General features: G+C 37.8%; 13 protein-coding genes and 1 pseudogene. 5 read left to right on the top strand and 9 right to left on the bottom strand.

Annotated features, from left to right (window positions below):
* Nucleotides 1–17: 17 nt before the first annotated feature.
* From NSCAC_RS05735 to NSCAC_RS05720, 4 genes are all read right to left on the bottom strand, one after another.
* On the bottom strand, nt 18–1,850 hold the full coding sequence (locus NSCAC_RS05735) for an efflux transporter outer membrane subunit (RefSeq protein ID WP_232085896.1): 1,833 nt from the start codon (nt 1,848–1,850) through the stop codon (nt 18–20).
* A gap of 5 nt (nt 1,851–1,855) precedes the next feature.
* Nucleotides 1,856–3,511: an efflux transporter outer membrane subunit gene (locus tag NSCAC_RS05730; RefSeq protein ID WP_232086010.1), complete on the bottom strand. Its 1,656-nt coding sequence runs from the start codon at nt 3,509–3,511 to the stop codon at nt 1,856–1,858.
* A gap of 8 nt (nt 3,512–3,519) precedes the next feature.
* Nucleotides 3,520–5,130, bottom strand: coding sequence for an MFS transporter (locus tag NSCAC_RS05725; protein WP_197743883.1), 1,611 nt, complete (start codon nt 5,128–5,130; stop codon nt 3,520–3,522).
* 233 nt (nt 5,131–5,363) lie between these two features.
* Nucleotides 5,364–6,989: an MFS transporter gene (locus NSCAC_RS05720; protein WP_197743882.1), complete on the bottom strand. Its 1,626-nt coding sequence runs from the start codon at nt 6,987–6,989 to the stop codon at nt 5,364–5,366.
* A 382-nt stretch (nt 6,990–7,371) separates the two neighbouring features.
* Between NSCAC_RS05720 and NSCAC_RS05715 the strand changes: the two genes are divergently transcribed.
* Both NSCAC_RS05715 and nagZ read left to right on the top strand, forming a co-directional pair.
* On the top strand, nt 7,372–7,941 hold the full coding sequence (locus tag NSCAC_RS05715; protein WP_232085895.1) for a L,D-transpeptidase: 570 nt from the start codon (nt 7,372–7,374) through the stop codon (nt 7,939–7,941).
* A 9-nt stretch (nt 7,942–7,950) separates the two neighbouring features.
* Nucleotides 7,951–8,976, top strand: coding sequence for a beta-N-acetylhexosaminidase (gene nagZ / locus NSCAC_RS05710; protein ID WP_232085894.1), 1,026 nt, complete (start codon nt 7,951–7,953; stop codon nt 8,974–8,976).
* Here nagZ and NSCAC_RS05705 read toward each other — a convergent pair.
* Nucleotides 8,962–9,861: a DUF2232 domain-containing protein gene (locus NSCAC_RS05705; RefSeq protein WP_197743881.1), complete on the bottom strand. Its 900-nt coding sequence runs from the start codon at nt 9,859–9,861 to the stop codon at nt 8,962–8,964. The genes nagZ and NSCAC_RS05705 overlap by 15 nt on opposite strands.
* A gap of 162 nt (nt 9,862–10,023) precedes the next feature.
* Between NSCAC_RS05705 and def the strand changes: the two genes are divergently transcribed.
* Nucleotides 10,024–10,542, top strand: coding sequence for a peptide deformylase (def, locus tag NSCAC_RS05700; protein WP_197743880.1), 519 nt, complete (start codon nt 10,024–10,026; stop codon nt 10,540–10,542).
* Nucleotides 10,543–10,570: 28 nt separating this feature from the next.
* Here def and NSCAC_RS05695 read toward each other — a convergent pair whose 3' ends face one another.
* Complete coding sequence (locus NSCAC_RS05695; RefSeq protein WP_197743879.1) at nt 10,571–12,010, bottom strand: MFS transporter; 1,440 nt, start codon at nt 12,008–12,010, stop codon at nt 10,571–10,573.
* 80 nt (nt 12,011–12,090) lie between these two features.
* Nucleotides 12,091–13,572: an MFS transporter gene (locus NSCAC_RS05690; protein WP_197743878.1), complete on the bottom strand. Its 1,482-nt coding sequence runs from the start codon at nt 13,570–13,572 to the stop codon at nt 12,091–12,093.
* A gap of 76 nt (nt 13,573–13,648) precedes the next feature.
* Between NSCAC_RS05690 and fdhA the strand changes: the two genes are divergently transcribed.
* A complete protein-coding gene (gene fdhA, locus NSCAC_RS05685) occupies nt 13,649–14,827 on the top strand; it encodes a formaldehyde dehydrogenase, glutathione-independent (RefSeq protein WP_197743877.1) in 1,179 nt (392 codons plus the stop codon).
* 74 nt (nt 14,828–14,901) lie between these two features.
* Here the strand turns inward: fdhA and NSCAC_RS05680 are convergent, their stop codons facing one another.
* Nucleotides 14,902–18,093, bottom strand: coding sequence for a multidrug efflux RND transporter permease subunit (locus tag NSCAC_RS05680; RefSeq protein WP_197743876.1), 3,192 nt, complete (start codon nt 18,091–18,093; stop codon nt 14,902–14,904).
* Between the two features lie 22 nt (nt 18,094–18,115).
* Entirely contained in the window at nt 18,116–19,186 is a 1,071-nt protein-coding gene (locus NSCAC_RS05675) for an efflux RND transporter periplasmic adaptor subunit (RefSeq protein ID WP_197743875.1), read from the bottom strand.
* Between the two features lie 362 nt (nt 19,187–19,548).
* Here NSCAC_RS05675 and hemH point away from each other — a divergent pair.
* Nucleotides 19,549–20,553 (top strand): annotated as a pseudogene (hemH, locus tag NSCAC_RS05670) (ferrochelatase); the annotation flags it as partial.
* Nucleotides 20,554–20,653: the final 100 nt, after the last annotated feature.

The following is a 20,653-nucleotide window of genomic DNA, read 5'->3' as shown; positions in this document are numbered from 1 at the left end:
AGTTAAACAAATTTTTACTAATCCTTTGCAGTTACTTCTATATGCTCATTAGCATCATTTCCTGCCATTTCCTCTCTTCTTTTCTTCGCTTTCATTCTTATACGACGTTTTGGTTTAGTTGTTTCTTTAACATCTTGTGCCTTATTACTTTTTTGCTTAGCTGATTTTTTATTATTCTTTGCCTGTTGTAAATCATTTTTCTCTTTATCGTTAATCTTCTCAGGGCTTTTTATTCCCTGTTGAGTAGCCTTAATTTCTTCAGGTTCTTTTTCTTTAGAAGAATTATCTCTCTTATCTTCATCACCATGTCCATAAGCAAGCTCTTTAGTTTTGTCATCAATATAATAAGGGTAGCCACCACCTAGTGCTTCAATCACTTCTACCATGGCAGAGAGTTCATCAGACTCAATACCTCGTAGTTCATATTGTTGATTGAGTACTGCATACTGTTGTCTTAAGGCATCCCGTCTATCATTTAGTCCAGTTTGTAGTCGTACTTGGCTTAAATGCCAATCCCCACGAACAGAAACTAATAATCTATGGTGGGCTTCAAGGATTTTACGGGTTTGATGCCATGCACTTAAACTTTCTGCAATTTGTCTTAGTGCTTCAAGCAAAGTATCATTATACGTTTCTACTGCATTATCATACTCTGAGCGTTGTGCCCCTAGTTCTGCCCGGAGACGACCTCCTTCAAACCAAGGCATACGAAAAGTAGGTCCGCCACCATAAGCTAGTGAACCTTTGTTAAAAAGTGCACCAGGAAAGGCGCCAGCACCACCTGCAGCACTTATTACTGTTAATGCGTTAATCCCGACAAAACTTTGTAATTCAATAGTAGGTAGGAATCGAGTTTTCGCTACTTCTATCATCTTTGCAGCAGATTGTGCACGAAACATAGCTGCTGCTAGATCTGGACGATGGGTTAAAAGCCCACTAGGTATAGTATCAGGTAACGGAATTCCCTGAGGAATAGTTGCAGTCGAGTTGATAAAAAGTTTTTCTCCTGCATCAGGACCGCGTCCTATCAACTTAGCAATCATATATTGATAAAACTCAAGTAAATCCTTAGTTCCTGCTTCTCGCTTGTTTTCATTTTCTAACTCAGTGGCTGCTTCCACCACTGATCTAAAATCATCTACGCCTAGTTGTACCCTGATTTTAGCGAGCTGTAAAAGCTCCTTCCTAATTTCTATCATTTTATAGACCAGCTGCAGCTGTTGATAAGTGGCCAGTCCATGGAACCAAGAACGAGCAATACTAGTAGTTAGCTCTAAGCGTACTTGGGCTTTTTCTGCCATTTCTGCTAAAGAACGACCTAATGCAGCTTCCATTAAGGAACGATTTTTACCCCAAAAATCCAATTCATAACGAAATCCCACAGGGTTAATTATACCTAAATCAAAGGTAATCCCTGCAACCTCTGGATTTAATGCAGCAAACACACCATGCTCTGAAAGTCGCTCGGCAGTATATTCAGCTTCCGCCTCTAAAAATGGAAGTAATGCTGCTCCTTGAACTTTAACGAGAGAATCTGCTGCTTGAAGCCGCTCATGTGCTGCCTTAAGTCCTGGATTATCAGCAAGCGCTTTTACAATCAGATCGTTGAGTTCCGGACTTTTAAATTCTTCCCACCAATAATCTTTTGGCCAATCAGGAAAGGTTTTATCCACATGACGTTCATGGAGAACAGTTTCTTTTATCTCTGTGGGTACTAAGAATTTAGTATGGGGGTTACCTTTAGGCAACCAAGCACATCCGCTTATTAAAGCGATACACACCATGATTAAAATAGCAGACGACTTCAACCGTTGTTGGAATTGAAAGTAAACGTTAAGGCGTGTATACATAGCTTTTAATTGATAAGTTGAGCTGATCTTTGCATTCTATTTTTTTGCTCTATTTTAGTACTGATTTCTTGAGTATCAATATAATAAGGGTAACCACCTCCTAATGCTTCAATGAGGCTAATCATAGCAGTAAGTTCATCAGCTTCAATACCCCTTAAATCAAACTTCTGATCTAATACAGCATATTGGTGCTCTAAGGAATTTCGGCGATCATCTAAGCCTGTTTGCAGATTAACTTGGCTTAAATACCAATTCTCTTTTATTGAAACAAGAAGGCGATGCTGAGATTCCAAAATTTTTCGAGTTTGATGCCAAGTATTTAAACTTGTTGCAATCTCTTTTAATGCATTAAGTAATGTATCATTATAGGTTTCTACTGCGTTATTATATTCAGCACGCTGTGCTTCTAGCACTGCTCGAAGCCGACCTCCTTGAAACCAAGGTAATCTGAGACCAACACCTCCTCCATAGGATAAGCTAGGCCTTGAAAATAAAGTGCGTGGCAATGATCCTGTATCTTCAACAAGTGTTGTTGCATTAATGTCAGTGAAACTGCGTAAATCAATAGTAGGTAAAAACTGAATCTTAGCTACTTGAACTGTTTTTGCTGCTGCTTGAGCACGGAACATAGCCGCTGCTAAGTCAGGGCGATGGGTTAGAAGTCCACTAGGTATAGTATCAGGTAATGGGATACCTTGAGGAGTAGTGACTGTTGAATCAATAAAAAGATTTTCTCCTGCATCTGAACCATGTCCGATTAATTTAGCAATGAGATATTGGTAAAATGCAAGTAAGTCTTTGGTTTCTGCTTCCTGTTTATAAATTTCCTCAAGATTAGCTGCTGCCTCTACTACTGATCTAAAATCATCGATTCCTAGTTGTACTCTAATCTTAGCCAGATCTAAAAGATCTTGACGAAGACCTATCATATCATGGAGCAAATTTAACTGTTGATAAGTAGCTAATCCCTGAAAATAAGCACGGGCAATGGCTGTTGTTAAGGTTAATCGCATATGGGCAAGCTCTGCTTCCATTGCCATTGCCTGCCCTAGTGCTTCTTCTACCCGGGTACGATTTTCTCCCCAAAAATCTAGCTGATAACGAAGTCCTATAGGATTTATTTCACCTAAAGTAATTGTTTCTTGTTCGCCATCGGGTGGATTAAATTCAGTTTCGAATCCACCGCCTAAATTAGATCTAATATCTGCTCCTATATTTGGATCAAATTCAATCTCTCCTCCAGGTAAGGGATTCACTCCAACTACATCAGTAGCCTCAACTAAGCGTTCTGATTTGAACACTGCTTCTGCTTCTAAGAAGGGAAGTAACCTTGCACTTTCAACACGTACTGCTGCATTAGTCACCTGTAACCGTTCAGCGACTGCTCTAAGCCCTGGATTATCTGCTAATGCAATATCAATAAGCTCATTTAGTTCTGAGCTTTTAAATTCTTCCCACCAATGATCTTGCGGCCAGTCTGGAAAAACTTCTTCTCTACGATGATTTCGAGCAATTGTATTTTTTACATCGAAAGGTTCTATATATTGAGCTTGATATTTTTTTGCTGGAATCCAGCCGCATCCATCAGTAAGCAGTATACAACCTATAATTATACTGAAATAGTTTCGCACATTTTCTAATAAAGTGGCTTGAGTAAACATCAATTCAATTAATCAGTTACTTCTGCAGTTTCTATTTTTTCCTCAAGCAATTCTTCTTGAATAGGGGTAGGCGGGATTATAGGAGGCTTATTAGCAGGAACAAACCAAACTAAAGTAGCCAATCCGAGTAAAGTGAATGATCCAAGCAAAAATGCATCTGCTACTGTTAAAACTCCAGCCTCTTCATGGATTAACCTGCCAGCTCTTGCAATAATAGATACTTGGTCTAACCCTAACTTATCAAGCTTCTCAGAAAATTGTTCTAATACATCATAGGAAGCATATTGTCTTCCTCCAAAGTGATTTGCTAAGTGGAGCTGGTGATAAGGAGTACGGCGATACTCGATAATTCCATCGGAAACAATGCCTAGACCACCAAAGGCAATTCGAAACATATTAATGGTTTCTGCCGCTCGTATCAGTTGAACATTGGATAATCCTCGAAGAGCGATTGCTGTTAGTGGGCCCATATAGGAAAAGAAGAAAATTCCCATAAAGAAAACAGGCCAAAAAGTTTGTTCATACCATCCAGGTTGATCGTACATGCCTAACCAATAACATGTGGCTGCAAACCCTAGTAAACTTAAACTCGCAAGTAGTCGTGGATCAACATATTTACTAAACAACGCTACGCCTACTGCTGCTGGTACCGTAAGGAGTAAAAGAGGGAAAATTTCCTGTCCTGCAAGGGTAGATGTATATCCCATGATTGTTTGAAGCCGAAGTGTAAGATAGGAAAATAATCCTTGAGCCGCAAAAAAACCTATAGATACACCGATTAACCCTATGACAAATGTACGACGCTTAAATAAGCTGAGATCTATTAAAGGATGGCGTTGACCGCTTGTCCAGATGATAAAGTAGGGGAATATAATGAGAGTTAAAAGAAGCACACGACGGAGAAATGGGGATTCAAACCAATCAAAATCATTACCCATATTGATTAATGCTTGAATTCCATAGGCCAAAGCGGCAAAGAGCAGAAATCCTACAAAATCAAATGGGCGGTAAACTCGATGAAATCCCCGATCATATAATAAAGCACCTATTAATCCTGCAGGAATAAGGGCAATAAATCCGTTAATATAAAACAAATAACGCCAATTAACCTCGTCAGCTAGCCAACCTCCTATAGGAGGTCCCATGCCAAAGAGCATGACGCTAAGTATCCCCCAGATAATTACACCAGTTATTTTGGATCGAGCAGGATACTCATTAAGCATTAATTCTTGGCCCAAGAGTAAACTAATGCCTGCACAAAGCCCAAGTAAAATTCGGCTATACATAAACTCTAGATAGCCTGGGCTAATGGCACAAAAATAACAAGCAACCGCAAGTATTAACATTGAGACAATATAGACTCGATAATTTCCATACCGCTCTGCTAAGACACGACCAACTGGAAAACCAAGCGTCATCGCAAGGAAGAAATAAGTTTGCGACCAAATGACAAAACTAACGAATGTTCCTTCTAAATCGCCTGCAGTATGAGGCTCTATAGCAAGATAGGTAGGTGCCATAAAAGCTGCTGAGATATTTCCAAGACCTAGGGCAAAGTTGAATAAAACAAAGCGCCAACCACGGAGTCTTCTAGAAAAAATTGCTGTTAATTTGGCCATATTTTATATTTTTATGTAAGAGTGATAACTAATTAAATCAATTAGTTACTTATTATTCTTATATTTACTATTTACTATATTTTTAAAATTTAAAAATATAGTTAAACATTTGAATAAAAGCAAGTATCTTATAGGGTTATATTAAGAAAATAATATATAGGAGTATCTATTGCCAATTCAGGCTATATTACTCCTATATTATATGTTAAGGGTAAAGGGGTAGAAGTTAAATCTTAATTAGTTGTTTTATTAACAATCTCTGCTTCATCGGCAACTCCTATTTCTTCTTCTACTAACTCTTCTTGATTCACTAGAGGTGCAGATGATTTATTAGAAGGTACTAACCAAATAAAAGCAGCAAGCCCTATAAGCGCATAGGATCCAATTAAGTAAGCATCTGCCATTGCTAAAATATTTGCTTCCTGCACTATTAATCTACCTGCTCTTGCAGCAATTGCTCCAGAGGCTACCCCAATTTTTTCAAGCTGATTAGAAAACTGCTCAAGTACATCATAAGAGGCATATTGTCTTCCTCCAAAATGATTTGCTAAATGGAGCTGATGGTAAAATTCCCGGCGATAGAGAATAATTCCTTGGGAAGTAATCCCCATACCACCAAGAGCAATTCGGAACATATTTAGCATTTCTGCAGCTCTTAATAGTTCTAAATTAGAAAGCCCACGGAGAATAATTACTGTTAGGGGTCCTAACAAGGCAGCTAAGAAAAACCCCATGAAAAAGAGGGGCCAAAAAATTTGCTCGTACCAACCAGGCTGGTCATACATGCCAATCCAATAACATACTGCAGAAAAACCAAGTAAGCTAAGACAGGCGAGTAATCTCGGATCTACATATTTACTAAATAGAGCCATTCCAATGGCAGTTGGAATAGCTAAAATCACAATGGGTAAAAACTCAAGACCGGCAAGAGTAGATGAATAATCCATTAAGGTTTGAAGTTGAACGGTCATTAAGGAAATCAATCCTTGGGCAACGAAAAAGCCTAACAAAATACTGATCATTCCAACGGTAAAAGATCGATATCTAAATAAATTTAAATCAATGATAGGGTGGCGTCTATCTTTGATCCAAATAATCAGAAAAGGTAGTGCGATCAAGGTAAGAATGAGAATACGACGAACAAATGGAGATTCAAACCAATCAAAATCATTGCCTAAGTTTAAAATATTTTGGATTCCATACATTACAGCTGCATATAAAAGAAAGCCTACAAAATCAAATCGATGATAAATGCGGTGAAATCCACGATCATACAATAAAGCACCTACAAGTCCCGCAGGAATAAGGGCTAGAAACCCATTAATATAGAATATATAGCGCCAATTGACTTCATCAGCAAGCCAACCTCCTACAGGTGGGGCAATCCCAAAGGGAATGAGACTTAAAATCCCCCATCCAATCACTCCTAAAATCTTTGTTTTAGGAGAGCACTCATTTAAGATAAGCTCTTGACCTATAAGGAAAGTAATACCTCCAGAAAACCCAAGTAAAATCCGACTATATAGAAACTCTAAGTACCCAGGACTAACCGCACAAAAATAAGAAGCAACTGCAAATACTAAAAAAGAAACGATATAAACCCGGTAAGCTCCATAACGCTCTGCAAGGGTACGACCAATTGGAAATCCAAGTGCCATGGCAAGCATAAAGTTTGTCTGCGACCAAGCTAGAAAACTTACAAAGGTTCCCTCTAAATCACCAGCGGCATGAGGCTCAATGGCAAGATAGCTTGGCCCCATAAAGGCCACACATATATTTCCAAGGCTTAGAGCAAAATTAAAAAGTACAAAACGCCAGCCACGAAGACGCTTAGAGAAGACTATTTTTGACTTAGCCATACTTCCCTTCTGTATAAATCAGAGTTGACGACTTACGCTTCACAATAACTGCAAGCATCCATGCACATCTGCTCGCTGCGTATTTCTTGCTTCAACCCAGCCCCAAGCTCTACCCTAAGTTAGGTAAAATTCAGGTGTGTATGCTAGTCCACAAATCCTAATTACCGTGCTCCTCACGGCATTTCAAAGTACACTTAGTACTCTTAAATCAATGATTTTGTTCTCCAGATTTGAAATTTACGCTTTTTAATAGATAGCTATTAAATTTATAAAAAAAAATATATATTTTATCATCTAAAAATATTTTAAAAAATGGACAACCCTTCTAAATAGATTAGGTCTACTCGTAGGGTAGAGCTAAGCATTAAAATTTTGCTAATCTGTGGTACTAAACCAAAATGACTCCCTTGACGAATTCTTAGTTTATAAGTGTAGTATCTATAATTGTTTTATTTTTATGGTTTGCCCTCTTTGTATTTATATTTTTATTGAAAAACAAAAGATTATATTAATAGAAAATAAGAAGCTTATTTTTGAAGCACCTATTTCTACGGCTAAAAATGGAGTAGGTGAGCAAATAAACAGTGGATGTACCCCAAGAGGATGGCATCAAATACGAGCTAAAATTGGAGAAAAATGTCCTATAAATACCGTATTTAAAGGAAGACGACCTACTGGTGAAATTTACACATCAGCATTAGGGCAAACATATCCTAATCGGGATTGGATCCTTACTCGTATTTTATGGCTCAGTGGGTTAGAGCCTAGTAAAAACCGCTTTGGTTCTGTAGATACAATGAAACGCTATATTTATATTCATGGTACTCCTGAAGAAATTCCTATAGGCATCCCTAACTCTCATGGCTGTATTCGCATATATAATGAACCATTACTTAAACTATTTGATTATGTTCAGATAGGCACTCCTGTATTTATTGCAAAAAAGGATTAAATAATTACTATGATTGGCCCATTAATGATTGATCTGAAGGGAAAAATTATCACTCCAGAAGAGCGGATTATTCTCGCTCATCCTTTAATAGGTGGTGTGATTCTTTTTACTAGAAATTATGAATCCATAGTGCAATTAGAACGCCTTACTGCAGATATTCATAGTATTAAAAAAGATTCTAAACTTCTGATTGCGGTAGATCACGAAGGTGGGCGAGTACAGAGGTTTAGAGCACATTTTACCCAATTACCCCCAGCTAGAATCTTTGGGGAGATTTATGATCATAATTCTAAATATGCTTGTGACACAGCAGCTACAGTAGGTTGGTTGATGGCTGTTGAACTACAATCAGTAGGTGTAGATTTTAGCTTTGCTCCGGTTTTAGATATAGATTTGGGAATGAGCTCAGTAATAGGGGATAGGGCATTTCATACTGATCCTAAGATCGTAACTATTTTAGCTAAAGCCTATATTCAAGGAATGAAAAATGCCAGAATGGCTACAGTAGGTAAACATTTTCCGGGTCACGGTTCTGTAGTTGCCGATTCCCACCTTGAGTGCCCAATCGATACTCGCACTTTAGATGCAATTAAAGCTAGGGATCTCATTTCTTTTCGAGAACTAATCTCTAAGCTAGATGGGATCATGCCCGCTCATATACTTTATACATCTATAGATTCGCAACCTGCAAGTTTCTCAGAAGTATGGTTGAAAAGTATCCTGCGAAACGAATTGGGGTTTAAAGGAGCAATTATCAGTGATGATTTAACTATGGCAGGAGCTTCTACTATAGGTAATATGGTTGAACGTGTTTATAAAACATTAGCTGCTGGAGGTGATATGGCACTGATATGTAATTATAATGGAGGCTATAGTACCCTACTTAAAGAATTAGATAAAATTACTCCTAATTTAGAATCATCAAATCGGTTAGCTAAGTTTTACTCTCAAGAATTTATGAATCGTACTCAATTACAGCAGAGTCTCGCTTGGCATAAAGCAGTAGAGGCAATCACTAATTTACCTTTTAGGTAAATTAGGACGACGAAAGTTAACTAAAGTATCAGCTATCCCTATAATAGCTATCCCTATTACAAAATAGGGAGATAGAAAAAAAAGCCCTAAGTATACAGGAAATAGCCATAGTCGAGGTAAATTTCGAGCAGCAACTAGTCCATGAATAGCTGAAATCCCCTGAAATAAATACATCATAATCATGATTATCAATAAATCAGTGGTGATATGAGATTCTGCATTATGATCGTTAATTAATGCAACTATAGTCAACAGTATTGCTACCCAGCTTAACTGGTAGGGTAAGTGCAATCCATGGAATTCTCTTATAAATCCACTTGGATTATAAAGTAATCCCTGCCACCATCGTGCTAATAAAATAGTCATCATTAAGTTTAGACCAAAAAACATAGCAACTAAACCGTTCATGAGTACGAGCGATTTTCTTTGAGTGAATTGTTCTGCAGCTGCTCCTTTTATATTTGATTGCTGAATAATTTGTTCAATAATTTGTTGCCACCAAAGAACAACATCTCCTACCGCAAGGTGCATTCCTATAGCAAATGAGCTAGAAATTCCACCAATAGCAAGTAGGGTAAATGTTTGAGAGCGACTGATTCGTAAAATCCAGCAACCTAATAAACTAGGTAACCATAGCCCGATAAATAATAAAAAAGCTAAATCTATTTTTTTAATTACGATTAAAGAGGCTAGCCCTAAAAAAAAGGTAGCTCCAGAAATTACAATCAGCCCTTCTTTAACTCCCCGTTGTAAGGTAACTAACCCTACCGTGGCTCCGCTAAATAAAGATAGCGGGGGAATAATAATAGAGAATCTACCCAAAAGTGCAGCAATGCCTATAGCATAGGCTCTATTTTTCATAATAAACTGGGCAAAAGCATACATAGTTTTCAATCTTCTTTACCTAGAGTTAAATTACTTATTACCATTCTATTATGGAAGTATTTAAGATAAAAAATAATCCTTAATTTTATTTTTAACTCGTATACTTAATAAAACTATAGTGAATATAACTATTCTGATTTACATAATAGATAGGAAGATAAAATGGCTGTACATACCATCTTAAAGATGGGAAATCCTATTTTAAAAGAAATTGCTCAACCTATTACCCGCTTTAATCATAAAGACCTTGTCCAGCTAATTGAGGATATGTTTGAGACTATGGCTATATATAATGGGGCAGGGCTTGCTGCCCCTCAAATTGGTATTAGTCTACGGATTGTTATTTTTGGGGGAGAGGTTAGTTCTCGCTACCCAGAATCAGATCTTATTACTAGAACGGTACTTATCAATCCCGTTATTGAGTATTTAGGAAAAGATATGGAAGATGGCTGGGAAGGTTGTTTAAGTGTACCAGGACTACGTGGATTAGTACCACGCTACCTTAATATTCGTTATCATGGCTACGATCAAAAAGGAAATAAAATTACTCGAGAAGTAACGGGATTTCATGCACGAGTAGTACAACACGAATGCGATCATTTAGATGGAATTTTATATCCTCAACGAATGAAGGATTTTACCCATTTTGGATTTGAAGATGAGCTGAGGGGTAATAAATAAGTATATTAAATAGTACTTTTAACTAGAACTAACGGATTTCTTCTAAGGCTTTTCCTTCAGCGTCATAACCAAAAAACAAGGCAATAATTCCACCAAGAATCATAATACCTGCAGAGAAAAGATACCCAATGACAAGTGGTGTTCTATCAATTTCCCCCCCTGCAAGTAATACAAATGCTATATGCCCTTCCTTTAGCTCCTCAATTCCACCATTAATAAGCACACCAAAAATAAAAGGAGCAATTGCACCTGTTAATTGGGAAACAGAAAAGAAATAGGAAATCGCTTGACCTCGAATATTTAAAGGGAAGATTTCACTTACCGTGAGATAAGCTGATGCAGCGGCAGCAGAAGCAAAAAAGAATAAAGAGCCCCATAAAGCTGTTTGTGTTGCTGCAGAAAGCATATTTTTATAAAAAAGCATTGCAGAAACCGCTAGGATTAATCCAGAAATACTATAAGTAGTAAAAATCATTTTTCGCCTACCTATCGTGTCAAAATATTTTCCTAGAATAAGAGGACCCATCAAATTAGCAACTGCAAAAGGGAAAAAATAATATTGAATTGAGCTAGGATCTAAATCATAATAGTGTTTCAAAACAAGTGCATAGGAGAAAAAAAGAGCATTGTATAAAATAGATTGAGCTACCATTAAGGAAAAACTTACAAAAGTTTGTCGGGGATATTGATAAAAAAATAGCTTAAACAATGTGGTGCTTGAAATATTTTTTCTTCTATATACCGGTAATGCTTTATTCTTAGGCACTCTATTAAGTACGTGCCCTTGAGATTTGATTTGCGCTTCAATACTACTTACAATTTGCTCTGCTTCCTTTTCATAACCACGGCTGAGCATCCACCGTGGGCTTTCTGGAATATAGTATCGTAGATAAATAATTATTAATCCTAGGGCTGGTCCTATAAGAAACCCAATTCGCCAACCAATACCATCTGGGAATATATCCAAGTCAAGTAAAAATAAATTAGCACTCGCACCTAATACGGCACCACCCCAATGAGTCCCGTTAATAGCAAGGCTAGCACGCCCCCGATATTTGGAAGGAATAATTTCATCAATGGCAGAATTAATCGCAGCATGTTCTCCACCAAATCCAAAACTAGTGATAAATTGGGCAATTAAAAATATCCAAATAGAAAAAGATAGACTAACTAAAATACTACCAAAAATACAAATGCCCAAAGTAACTATGAAGATTTTCTTTCGCCCTAACCCATCTGCTAATCTCCCAAAAAATAGAGCACCTATTACTTGACCTAAGAGAAAAATACTTGCTGATAACCCCACTTCTTTAGGAGACATATGCAAAGATTGCTGAAATCCAGCAGAAGCAACCATTTGCGCACCTAACCCGTCTAAGGCCCATGCAGCACCCAGTCCAATCAAAACAATCCAATGAAATCGTACCCAAGGTAGCCGATCCATTCTTGCTGGAATTAAACTAGTCATAGGGAAAAAATTCTTATAATAATTAGTATGATGTATTAATTTATTCATATATGTTTCTAGGATAATAGATAAGCAGCAATCTAAATAATTTCTTCTAGGGATTTTTGCTCTGCATCGTAGCCAAAAGCTAATGCGATTAATCCACCAAGAATCATAATCCCTGCTGCAAAAAGATATCCTATAACTAATGGGCCTCTATCAATTTCACCACTTGCAAGTAATACCAACGCTATATGATCATCTTTTAAATTTTCAATTCCACTATTAATAAGTAAGCCGAAAATAGATGGAGCAATGGCACCTGTCAACTGAGCAATAGAGAAGAAATAGGAAATTGCTTGACTTCGTATATTTAAAGGAAAGATTTCACTTACCGTAAGATAAGCAGAAGATGCCGCAGCAGAGGCAAAAAAGAATGAAGCACTCCAAAGAGTTGTTTGCATCGCTGCTGATAGTATATTTTTATAAAAAAGAATTGCAGATACTATTAGAATAGTCCCAGAAATACTATAGGTAATGAAGATCATTTTTCGCCTCCCTACCGTATCAAAATATTTCCCTAAAACAAGAGGGCCAACTAAATTTCCTATAGCAAATGGAAAGAAGTAATATTGAGTTGAGCTAGGATCGGTATGATAAAAATTCTGCAACACTAAAGCATAAGAAAAGAAAATAGAATTATATAAGATTGATTGAGTAACCATCATAGAGAAGCTAACAAAAGTTTGTCTGGGATATCGCTTAAAAAGTAATTTAATTAATTCAATGACGGAGCTATCTTTCTGGCTAAAGATTTCTAATGCTTTATTTTTAGGTACTTTACTAAGCGTATACCCCTGAGATTGAATTTCAGATTCAATATTATTAACAATTTTTTCCGCTTCATCCTTATAACCATGACCTACCATCCATCGTGGACTTTCTGGAATATGACGACGTAAATAAACAATCATTAACCCTAAGACAGGTCCTAAAAAAAAACTGATTCGCCAACCTATATTGTCTGAAAAGACATTAGGATTTAGTAAAAACAAATTAGCACTAGCCCCTAGTGCTGCTCCACCCCAATAAGTGCCATTAATCGCAATACTAGCACGTCCTCGGTATTTAGAAGGGATAAGCTCATCAATCGCTGAATTAATCGCAGTATGCTCTCCACCAATTCCTAAACCAGAAATAAATTGTGCAATGAATAACTGCCATAAAAAAAAAGAAACTCCCGCTAAAGTACTGCCTACTAAGTAGATTCCTAAGGTAATAATAAAGAGTTTTCTTCGACCGAGTTTGTCTGATAGCCTCCCAAAAAATAAAGCACCGATTACTTGCCCTGCAAGATAGATGGTTGCTGATAGCCCTACTTCTTTTGGAGACATGTGTAAATATTGTTGAAATCCAGCAGAAGCAACTACTTGTGCTCCTAAACCATCTAAAACCCATGCAACACCTAGCCCAACAACTACAGTCCAATGAAACCTTGTCCAAGGTAGCCGATCTAGTCTAGCTGGAATTAGACTAGTTACAGGTAGATTCTTATGGAATAATTTAAAAATTCTTAATGCCATATAGGTAAAAAGTAACACTTATAGGGACTAAAATTAAGTAGTAATAAAGTTTATTCCAAAAATAGGAGACATAATTATGGCAAATAACCATGGCATTGTTTATATGGGAAATGGTAAAGTAGAAGTCCAAAGTATTGAATTCCCTAAGTTAGCTATTAATAATCGTAAGTGTGAACATGGTGTAATTGTAAAACCGATTGCAACTAATATTTGCGGAAGCGATCAGCATATGGTGCGAGGTCGTACCACAGCACCTATAGGTATGGTATTAGGTCATGAAATTACTGGGGAAGTTATTGAGTGTGGCAAAGACGTTGAATTTATAAAAAAAGGAGATATTGTCTCCGTGCCTTTTAATGTCGCTTGTGGTCGTTGCCGTAACTGTAAAGAGCGTCATACTGATGTATGCCTTCATGTTAATACGGAACGGGCTGGTGGAGCTTATGGCTATGTTGATATGGGGGGTTGGATTGGTGGACAAGCAGAATACGTCATGATTCCCTACGCAGATTGGAATGTATTAAAATTTCCAGATAAAGATCAAGCACTTGCAAAAATTCGAGATCTTGCTTGTTTAACCGATATTCTACCTACTGGCTATCATGGCTGCATTACTGCAGGAGTCACTACCGGATCAACCGTATTAATTTCTGGTGCAGGCCCTGTCGGATTAGCTGCTGCAGCCGCTGCTTTTTTATTAGGAGCAGCCGTTGTGATTGTAGCTGATTTTAATAAAGCACGATTAGAGCACGCTCGTTCATTTGGTTGCGAGACGATTAATTTAGGAATCCACGATAGTATTGCCGATCAAATTGAGCATATTCTTGGTGTACCAGAAGTTGATTGTGCGGTAGATTGTGTGGGATTTGAAGCGAAAGGTCATGGCAATACAGAAGCACCTGCAATTGTATTAAACCAATTAATGGAAGTTACAAGAGCAGCAGGAGCAATTGGTATCTCTGGACTTTATGTGACTGAAGATCCAGGAGCTAAAAGTGAAAGTGCTAGGTTAGGTACGCTTAGTTTAAAATTTGGTCTTGGTTGGGCCAAGTCTCACTCCTTTTTTACTGGACAAACCCCAGTAATGAAATATAATCGAGGCTTAATGATGGCAATCTTACATGATCGAATTCAAATCGCAAAAGCAGTCAATGTTGAAGTTATTTCGCTGATGTCAGCCCCGGAAGCTTATCAGGCTTTTGACTCTGGGGTAGCAAAAAAATTTGTAATTGATCCTCATGATATGATTCAGTAATTTTGTTTACCTGAAGTTTATTTAAATAAACTTCAGGTTTGTGTATTCTACAAAATAGAATTAGATGCTAACACCTATCTACCGTTTTCTCCAATCTCTACATGTTTATGTTCAATACCAGTTGGTGCTATGTGAGACATTTTTGTAGATACCTCATCTAATTTATCGCCAAGCATACGGCGAACAAAAGTATAAAATACGGGAATAAGTAGTACGCCAAAGAAGGTAGCAAATAGCATTCCTCCCATCACGCCAGTACCTACTGCATTGCGTGCATTTGCTCCAGCTCCCGTAGAAACAACTAAAGGAAGTACACCACCAATGAATGCAATGGAAGTCATAACAATTGGGCGTAATCGCAAGCGAGCCGATTCTACTACTGCATCACGCAAAGTACGTCCTGCATGTTGCGCTTCTACCGCAAATTCTACAATTAAAATTGCGTTTTTTGCAGCTAAACCAATCACAGTAATCATCCCAATTTTAAAATAGAGATCATTGGGCATATGTCGCAGCATAGTAAATACTACTGCTCCCAATAATCCTAAAGGAACAACTAATAATACTGATGCTGGAATAGACCAGCTTTCATACAGAGCTGCTAGTGCTAAAAACACAATAACGATAGATAAACCAATAAGTAATAAGGCTGCTTTTCCTGCAATAATTTCTTGATAAGATTGTCCAGTCCATTCAAGCCCAAATCCTTTAGGTAAATCATCATTAATAATTTTCTCTATTTCGTCCATTGCTTCTCCAGAAGCATGACCTGTAGCTGGCTCGCCTACAATTTCAATCGCTGAATAACCATTGTACCGAGATAACTTAGGTAGTAAAAACTCCCATTCTTCTCCCACTACATTGGCAAGAGGTATCATTTCGGGGACATTATCACTATCCATTTGAGTACTAGGCATATATACATGTTGAAGTGCCTCTTCTGGATTCATTCGAAAAGGCTCAGCAGCTTGTACATAAACCCGTTTTACTCGACCTGCATAGTTAAAGTCATTAATATATACAGGAGCTAGCACTAAACCAATAGTGTTATAAATATCTGCTACTGACAACCCCATAGATTCTGCTTGTATCCGATCTACTTTTAGCTGTAGCTGGGGGGAAGGATCTAAAGTATTTGGGCGTACTCCAAATAGTGCAGGACTCTGGTTGGCTTTACCCAATAATATATTTTGAGCTTGAAGCAGCTCTTCAATAGGCTGACCTATCCGTGCTTGAAGATATAAGTCAATACCGCCAAACTGGCTTAAACCACGAATGGTAGGCAAATTTACCGTAAATACTTGAGCATCTTTAATCGCTCCGAAAAGAAGCATATTAGTTTGATCGATAAATTGACGTGCAGTTACTTTACGATCCGACCAATCTTTAAGATTAATAAATGCCATACCCACGTTTTCTCCGTTACCTACAAAACTATATCCAGTAATTTGGAAAACGCCCCGAAAACCTTCTTCGTTTTTAACAATATTATAAATTTCAGACATTACCTTTTGAGTACGTTTAATAGAAGCACCTGGAGGTAACTGCACAATGACTAACGCAAACCCTTGATCCTCTTCTGGGACAAAACTTGCAGGTAACCGTGGATATAAAAGACCTACTAGAAGTACGATAATGGAAAATATAACCATACCTCGAGAAGTATGCTTGATCGAACTATCTGTATAACGGATATAAAGCTGTGTGAATTTGTCAAAAATAAAATCGAAGCCACGAAAAATAAAGTTCTTTTTATCCTTATCTCCATGAGTAGGTTTAAGAAAACTAGCACAGAGTGCTGGGGTAAAGGAAAGTGCTAAAAAAGCAGAAAACGCCATAGCGATTACCATGGTTAACGCAAATTGCTTGTAAATGATCCCAGAGGCACCCGGCTGAAAAGCAGAAGGCACAAATACTGCCATTAGCACTACGGTAATGGCAACGACTGCACCGCCAATTTGCTTCATGGCTTTACGACTTGCATCTCTTGGGGATAATCCCTCTTCAGTCATAATCCGCTCAACATTCTCAATAACTACAATGGCATCATCTACTACAATACCAATGGCAAGTACCATGCCAAATAAACTGAGTTGATTAATGCTAAATCCTAGAATTTTTAATCCAATGAAGGTACCGAATAGAGATACAGGAATAACTAAGGTGGGAATTATCGTAGCACGGAAGTTTTGCAAGAAAATCAGCATGACAAAAAAAACAAGTACTACGGCTTCGGCTAGGGTATGAACTACTCCTTCGATAGAACCTTTAATAAAAGGAATAGTGTCATAGGGTGCAAACCATCGTACACCATCAGGAAAGTCTTCAGCCAGTTCATCAAATTTTGCCCGTACTTTCTCACCCACTTCTAAAGCGTTTGCTCCAGGGAGTAACTGAATTCCTAATCCAGCAGCAGGTTTATCACTCCAAGCTGTATCCATTCCATAGATTTGCCGTCCAAAAGAGATTTGAGCTACATCCTTTAGTTTAACTGTTGTTCCGTTTGGATCAGCTCGTAAAATAATATTTTCAAATTGTTCCGGAGAATCAAGGCGTTTTTCAGCAGAGACAATGAAATTTAGTTTACTATCTTCTGTAGGATCTGCACCTAAAGAACCAGCAGAAAATTGCACGTTTTGAGCTTCTATCGCTGTGCGTACTTCTATAGGGGATAGTCCGTAACCTCGAAGTTTATCTGGATCTATCCAGACTCGCATCGCATATTCAGATCCTAGTTGTCTTGTGTTACCTACCCCAGAAATACGCCCTACCTGCTCAACAATCCGGGAAGCTACAATATCATTGAGCTGATCGCTATCAATACTTGGATTATCAGAAACCAATGCAGTAAACATAAGAAAATCAGGGTTACTCTTTACAACCGTGATTCCTTCTCTCGCTACTTGATCAGGAAGACGAGGCGTAGCAATAGTTACTTTATTCTGTACCTGTACTTGAGCAATATCTGGGTTTGTACCCACCTCAAAGGTTAGCGTAATACTTGCTTCACCATTAGAACTAGATTCAGATTGAAAATAGAGTAAATGATCAATCCCGACTAATTCCTGTTCAATGACTTGAGTTACATTTTTTTCAGTGGTACTTGCACTGGCTCCATTATATCTCGCAGTTACTACAACCTTTGGAGGTGCAATATTTGGATAGGATTCTATCCCCAAATTAAGAATAGCAAGCACCCCTGCTATACTAATTAAGATTGAAATAACCCAAGCAAAAATAGGACGATCAATAAAAAAATTAGGCATAGTCTAGAAAATTTTAGGAAAGCTAATTGCTAGAAGTATCAGTGGGTTGATTGTTATTTCCTTTCCAAGGAACTGGATTAACAGGTATTCCTGGCTGCACTTTTTGCAGTCCTGAAACGATTACCTGGTCATTAGTATTTAACCCCCCAGTAATCAGCCAACTGCCTTGGTGCATTCTTTCTGTAGTTACATTATGACGTACTACTTTCTCCTCTTGATCCACAACCATCACGTAAGCACTACTACCATCTCGGAGTACTGCTTCTTGAGGGATAAGAAAAGTATTATGTAATGTACCTAAACCGGCCTTTAAAGTAACATAAGTACCAGGTAATAAATCATAGTTTGCATTAGGTACTATCGCACGTAAATCTACTGCTCCAGTGGATGGATTGACCCTACTTGCAGAAAAATCAACAATACCAAGTTCTGGGTATATACGCTTACTAGGTAAAGTAATTTGTACTGTCACATCTTCTAGTTTTGATAGCGTAGCATCCTCACTTTTGGCACGGCGCATTTGCTCCATTTCGGTAATACTTACTGTGAAATTAGCATATAGAGGATCAATTTGATCCACTGTAGTAAGTAAGGTAGTATCAATTTGACCTACTAATGCTCCCTCAGTGACTTGCTGCCTATCGGCCCGACCCGTAATAGGAGCAACTACTCGAGTATAGTCAAGACTAATGCGAGCAGTGTGTACATTAGCTTTGGCTTCTTCTACTGCAGCAGCAGCAGTACGTTCGTTTGCTTCTGCGTTATCTAAATCAGCTTCAGTGACAAAGCCCTTAGCAACTAACTTACGAGCCCGCTCGGCTGCAATTTTATTATTAGTATAAGTAGCTTGTGCTTGGGCAAGTGCTGCTTTACTGGCATCTAAAGCAGCTTCAAATGGTTCTGGATCAATTTGGAATAATAAATCTCCCTTTTGGACAATATCTCCTTCCTTATAAGCTCTCCGTAAAACAACACCAGCTACCCTAGCTCGGGCATCAGCACTACGATAAGGAGATAAGCGACCTACATAATCTTTAGTTAAAGGGAAATCCTGAGATATAGCACTAATAATATCTACTTCAGGGGGGGGCATTTGAAATTGCTGGGCACCCTTGTCGCTACACCCTACAAGAATTAGAACACTAACACTCCATAAAGATAGACTAAGTGTTCTCTTTAACTTTAGAAGAGAAAAAAGACTAATATAGGATGACGAGGCTATAGGGTGCATATTTAGAGTGACTCAATAAGTAAATATCTTTAATCTTTTGCCCTAGTAGTAAGGGATTATTATTGTTTGAATGTTTGAGGAGATAAGCTACATAATCTCACTTATACATACATGAATGTATGTTACAAATATTTATAACGCTTGTCTAGGACAGAAATTAGATATAATAACCTGCTAAGCTTGGCTGTAACTCTAAATATTAAAAATAAACTACAATTAAAACTATGGGTTTTAAAGAATACGATCATCCTTTCCAAAATCAAACTACCCATGTAGGTATTTTACTAACTAGCCTAGGAACCCCTAATACACCTACCCCATCGGGAGTACGCCAATTTTTAAGGGAGTTTTTATCCGATCCTAAAGTAATAGAAATGCCCCGTTTACTATGGTTACCCATTTTATATGGGTTTATTCTACCTATTCGCCCTTATTATGTAGCTCGCCTATATCAAAGTATTTGGCGGGAAGATGACTCCCCTTTGCGCAGCTTTGCGAACAAAGTAGGTAATAGTTTGCAAAAAGAATTGAATCACCGGGGGCAATCTGTAAAAGTGGTTTTGGGAATGCGTTATGGTTTTCCCTCTATTGCACAAGCCCTTGAAGAATTACATCAATTACATATTAAGCGACTTATTATCCTTCCTCTCTATCCTCAGTACTCAGGAAGTACTACTGGATCTACGTTTGATGCAATTGCAAAAACTATTTCCAAATGGCGATGGTTACCAGAGCTACATATGATTATGCATTATCATAATGATCATGGTTACCTAGATGCACTTACTGAAAATGTTAAAGCTACATGGGAAAAAAGAGGGAGAGGAGAGCGGCTTCTAATTTCCTTCCATGGACTACCTAATCGATATTTTCTTGCAGGCGATCCCTATTATCACCAATGTTGCGAAACAGCACAGCTGTTAGCAGATCGCCTTCAATTAAAACAAGAGGACTGGCAAATTGCATTTCAATCTCGTTTTGGTCGAGAAGAATGGCTTAAACCCTATGCAGATCACCTACTCGTTGAATGGGCTAAGGCAGGGGTAAAGTATATTGATGTAGTGTGCCCTGGATTTGTTATCGATTGCTTAGAAACTTTAGAAGAAATGGCTGAACGAAATAAAAAACTGTTTTTACAAGCAGGAGGAGAAAGCTACCACTATATACCAGCGTTAAATGATAAAAAATCTCACATTTTTAGCCTAGCAAATCTAGTTGAGCAACATATTTAAGAGATAGTTAAGTATTACCTAAAAATATCCCCCTATTTCAATAAATCTTATTTAATGTATTTATTGTACATCTAATGTATTAGATGTATTGTATATA

It is taken from the genome of Candidatus Nitrosacidococcus tergens (genome assembly GCF_902810445.1).
Classification (GTDB): Bacteria; Pseudomonadota; Gammaproteobacteria; order Nitrosococcales; family Nitrosococcaceae; genus Nitrosacidococcus; species Nitrosacidococcus tergens.
Note: the sequence above shows the minus strand (reverse complement) of the source record. Positions and strands in the feature narration are given on the sequence as shown.

Coding starts and splice junctions, on each gene's coding strand:
- NSCAC_RS05705 (WP_197743881.1), bottom strand. CDS start 9,861: ATGTATGCTTTTGCCCAGTTTATTATGAAAAATAGAGCCTATGCTATA.
- NSCAC_RS05675 (WP_197743875.1), bottom strand. CDS start 19,186: ATGCCCCCCCCTGAAGTAGATATTATTAGTGCTATATCTCAGGATTTC.
- nagZ (WP_232085894.1), top strand. CDS start 7,951: ATGATTGGCCCATTAATGATTGATCTGAAGGGAAAAATTATCACTCCA.
- NSCAC_RS05730 (WP_232086010.1), bottom strand. CDS start 3,511: ATGTTTACTCAAGCCACTTTATTAGAAAATGTGCGAAACTATTTCAGT.
- NSCAC_RS05690 (WP_197743878.1), bottom strand. CDS start 13,572: ATGGCATTAAGAATTTTTAAATTATTCCATAAGAATCTACCTGTAACT.
- NSCAC_RS05720 (WP_197743882.1), bottom strand. CDS start 6,989: ATGGCTAAGTCAAAAATAGTCTTCTCTAAGCGTCTTCGTGGCTGGCGT.
- fdhA (WP_197743877.1), top strand. CDS start 13,649: ATGGCAAATAACCATGGCATTGTTTATATGGGAAATGGTAAAGTAGAA.
- NSCAC_RS05680 (WP_197743876.1), bottom strand. CDS start 18,093: ATGCCTAATTTTTTTATTGATCGTCCTATTTTTGCTTGGGTTATTTCA.
- NSCAC_RS05695 (WP_197743879.1), bottom strand. CDS start 12,010: ATGACTAGTTTAATTCCAGCAAGAATGGATCGGCTACCTTGGGTACGA.
- NSCAC_RS05725 (WP_197743883.1), bottom strand. CDS start 5,130: ATGGCCAAATTAACAGCAATTTTTTCTAGAAGACTCCGTGGTTGGCGC.
- NSCAC_RS05735 (WP_232085896.1), bottom strand. CDS start 1,850: ATGTATACACGCCTTAACGTTTACTTTCAATTCCAACAACGGTTGAAG.
- def (WP_197743880.1), top strand. CDS start 10,024: ATGGCTGTACATACCATCTTAAAGATGGGAAATCCTATTTTAAAAGAA.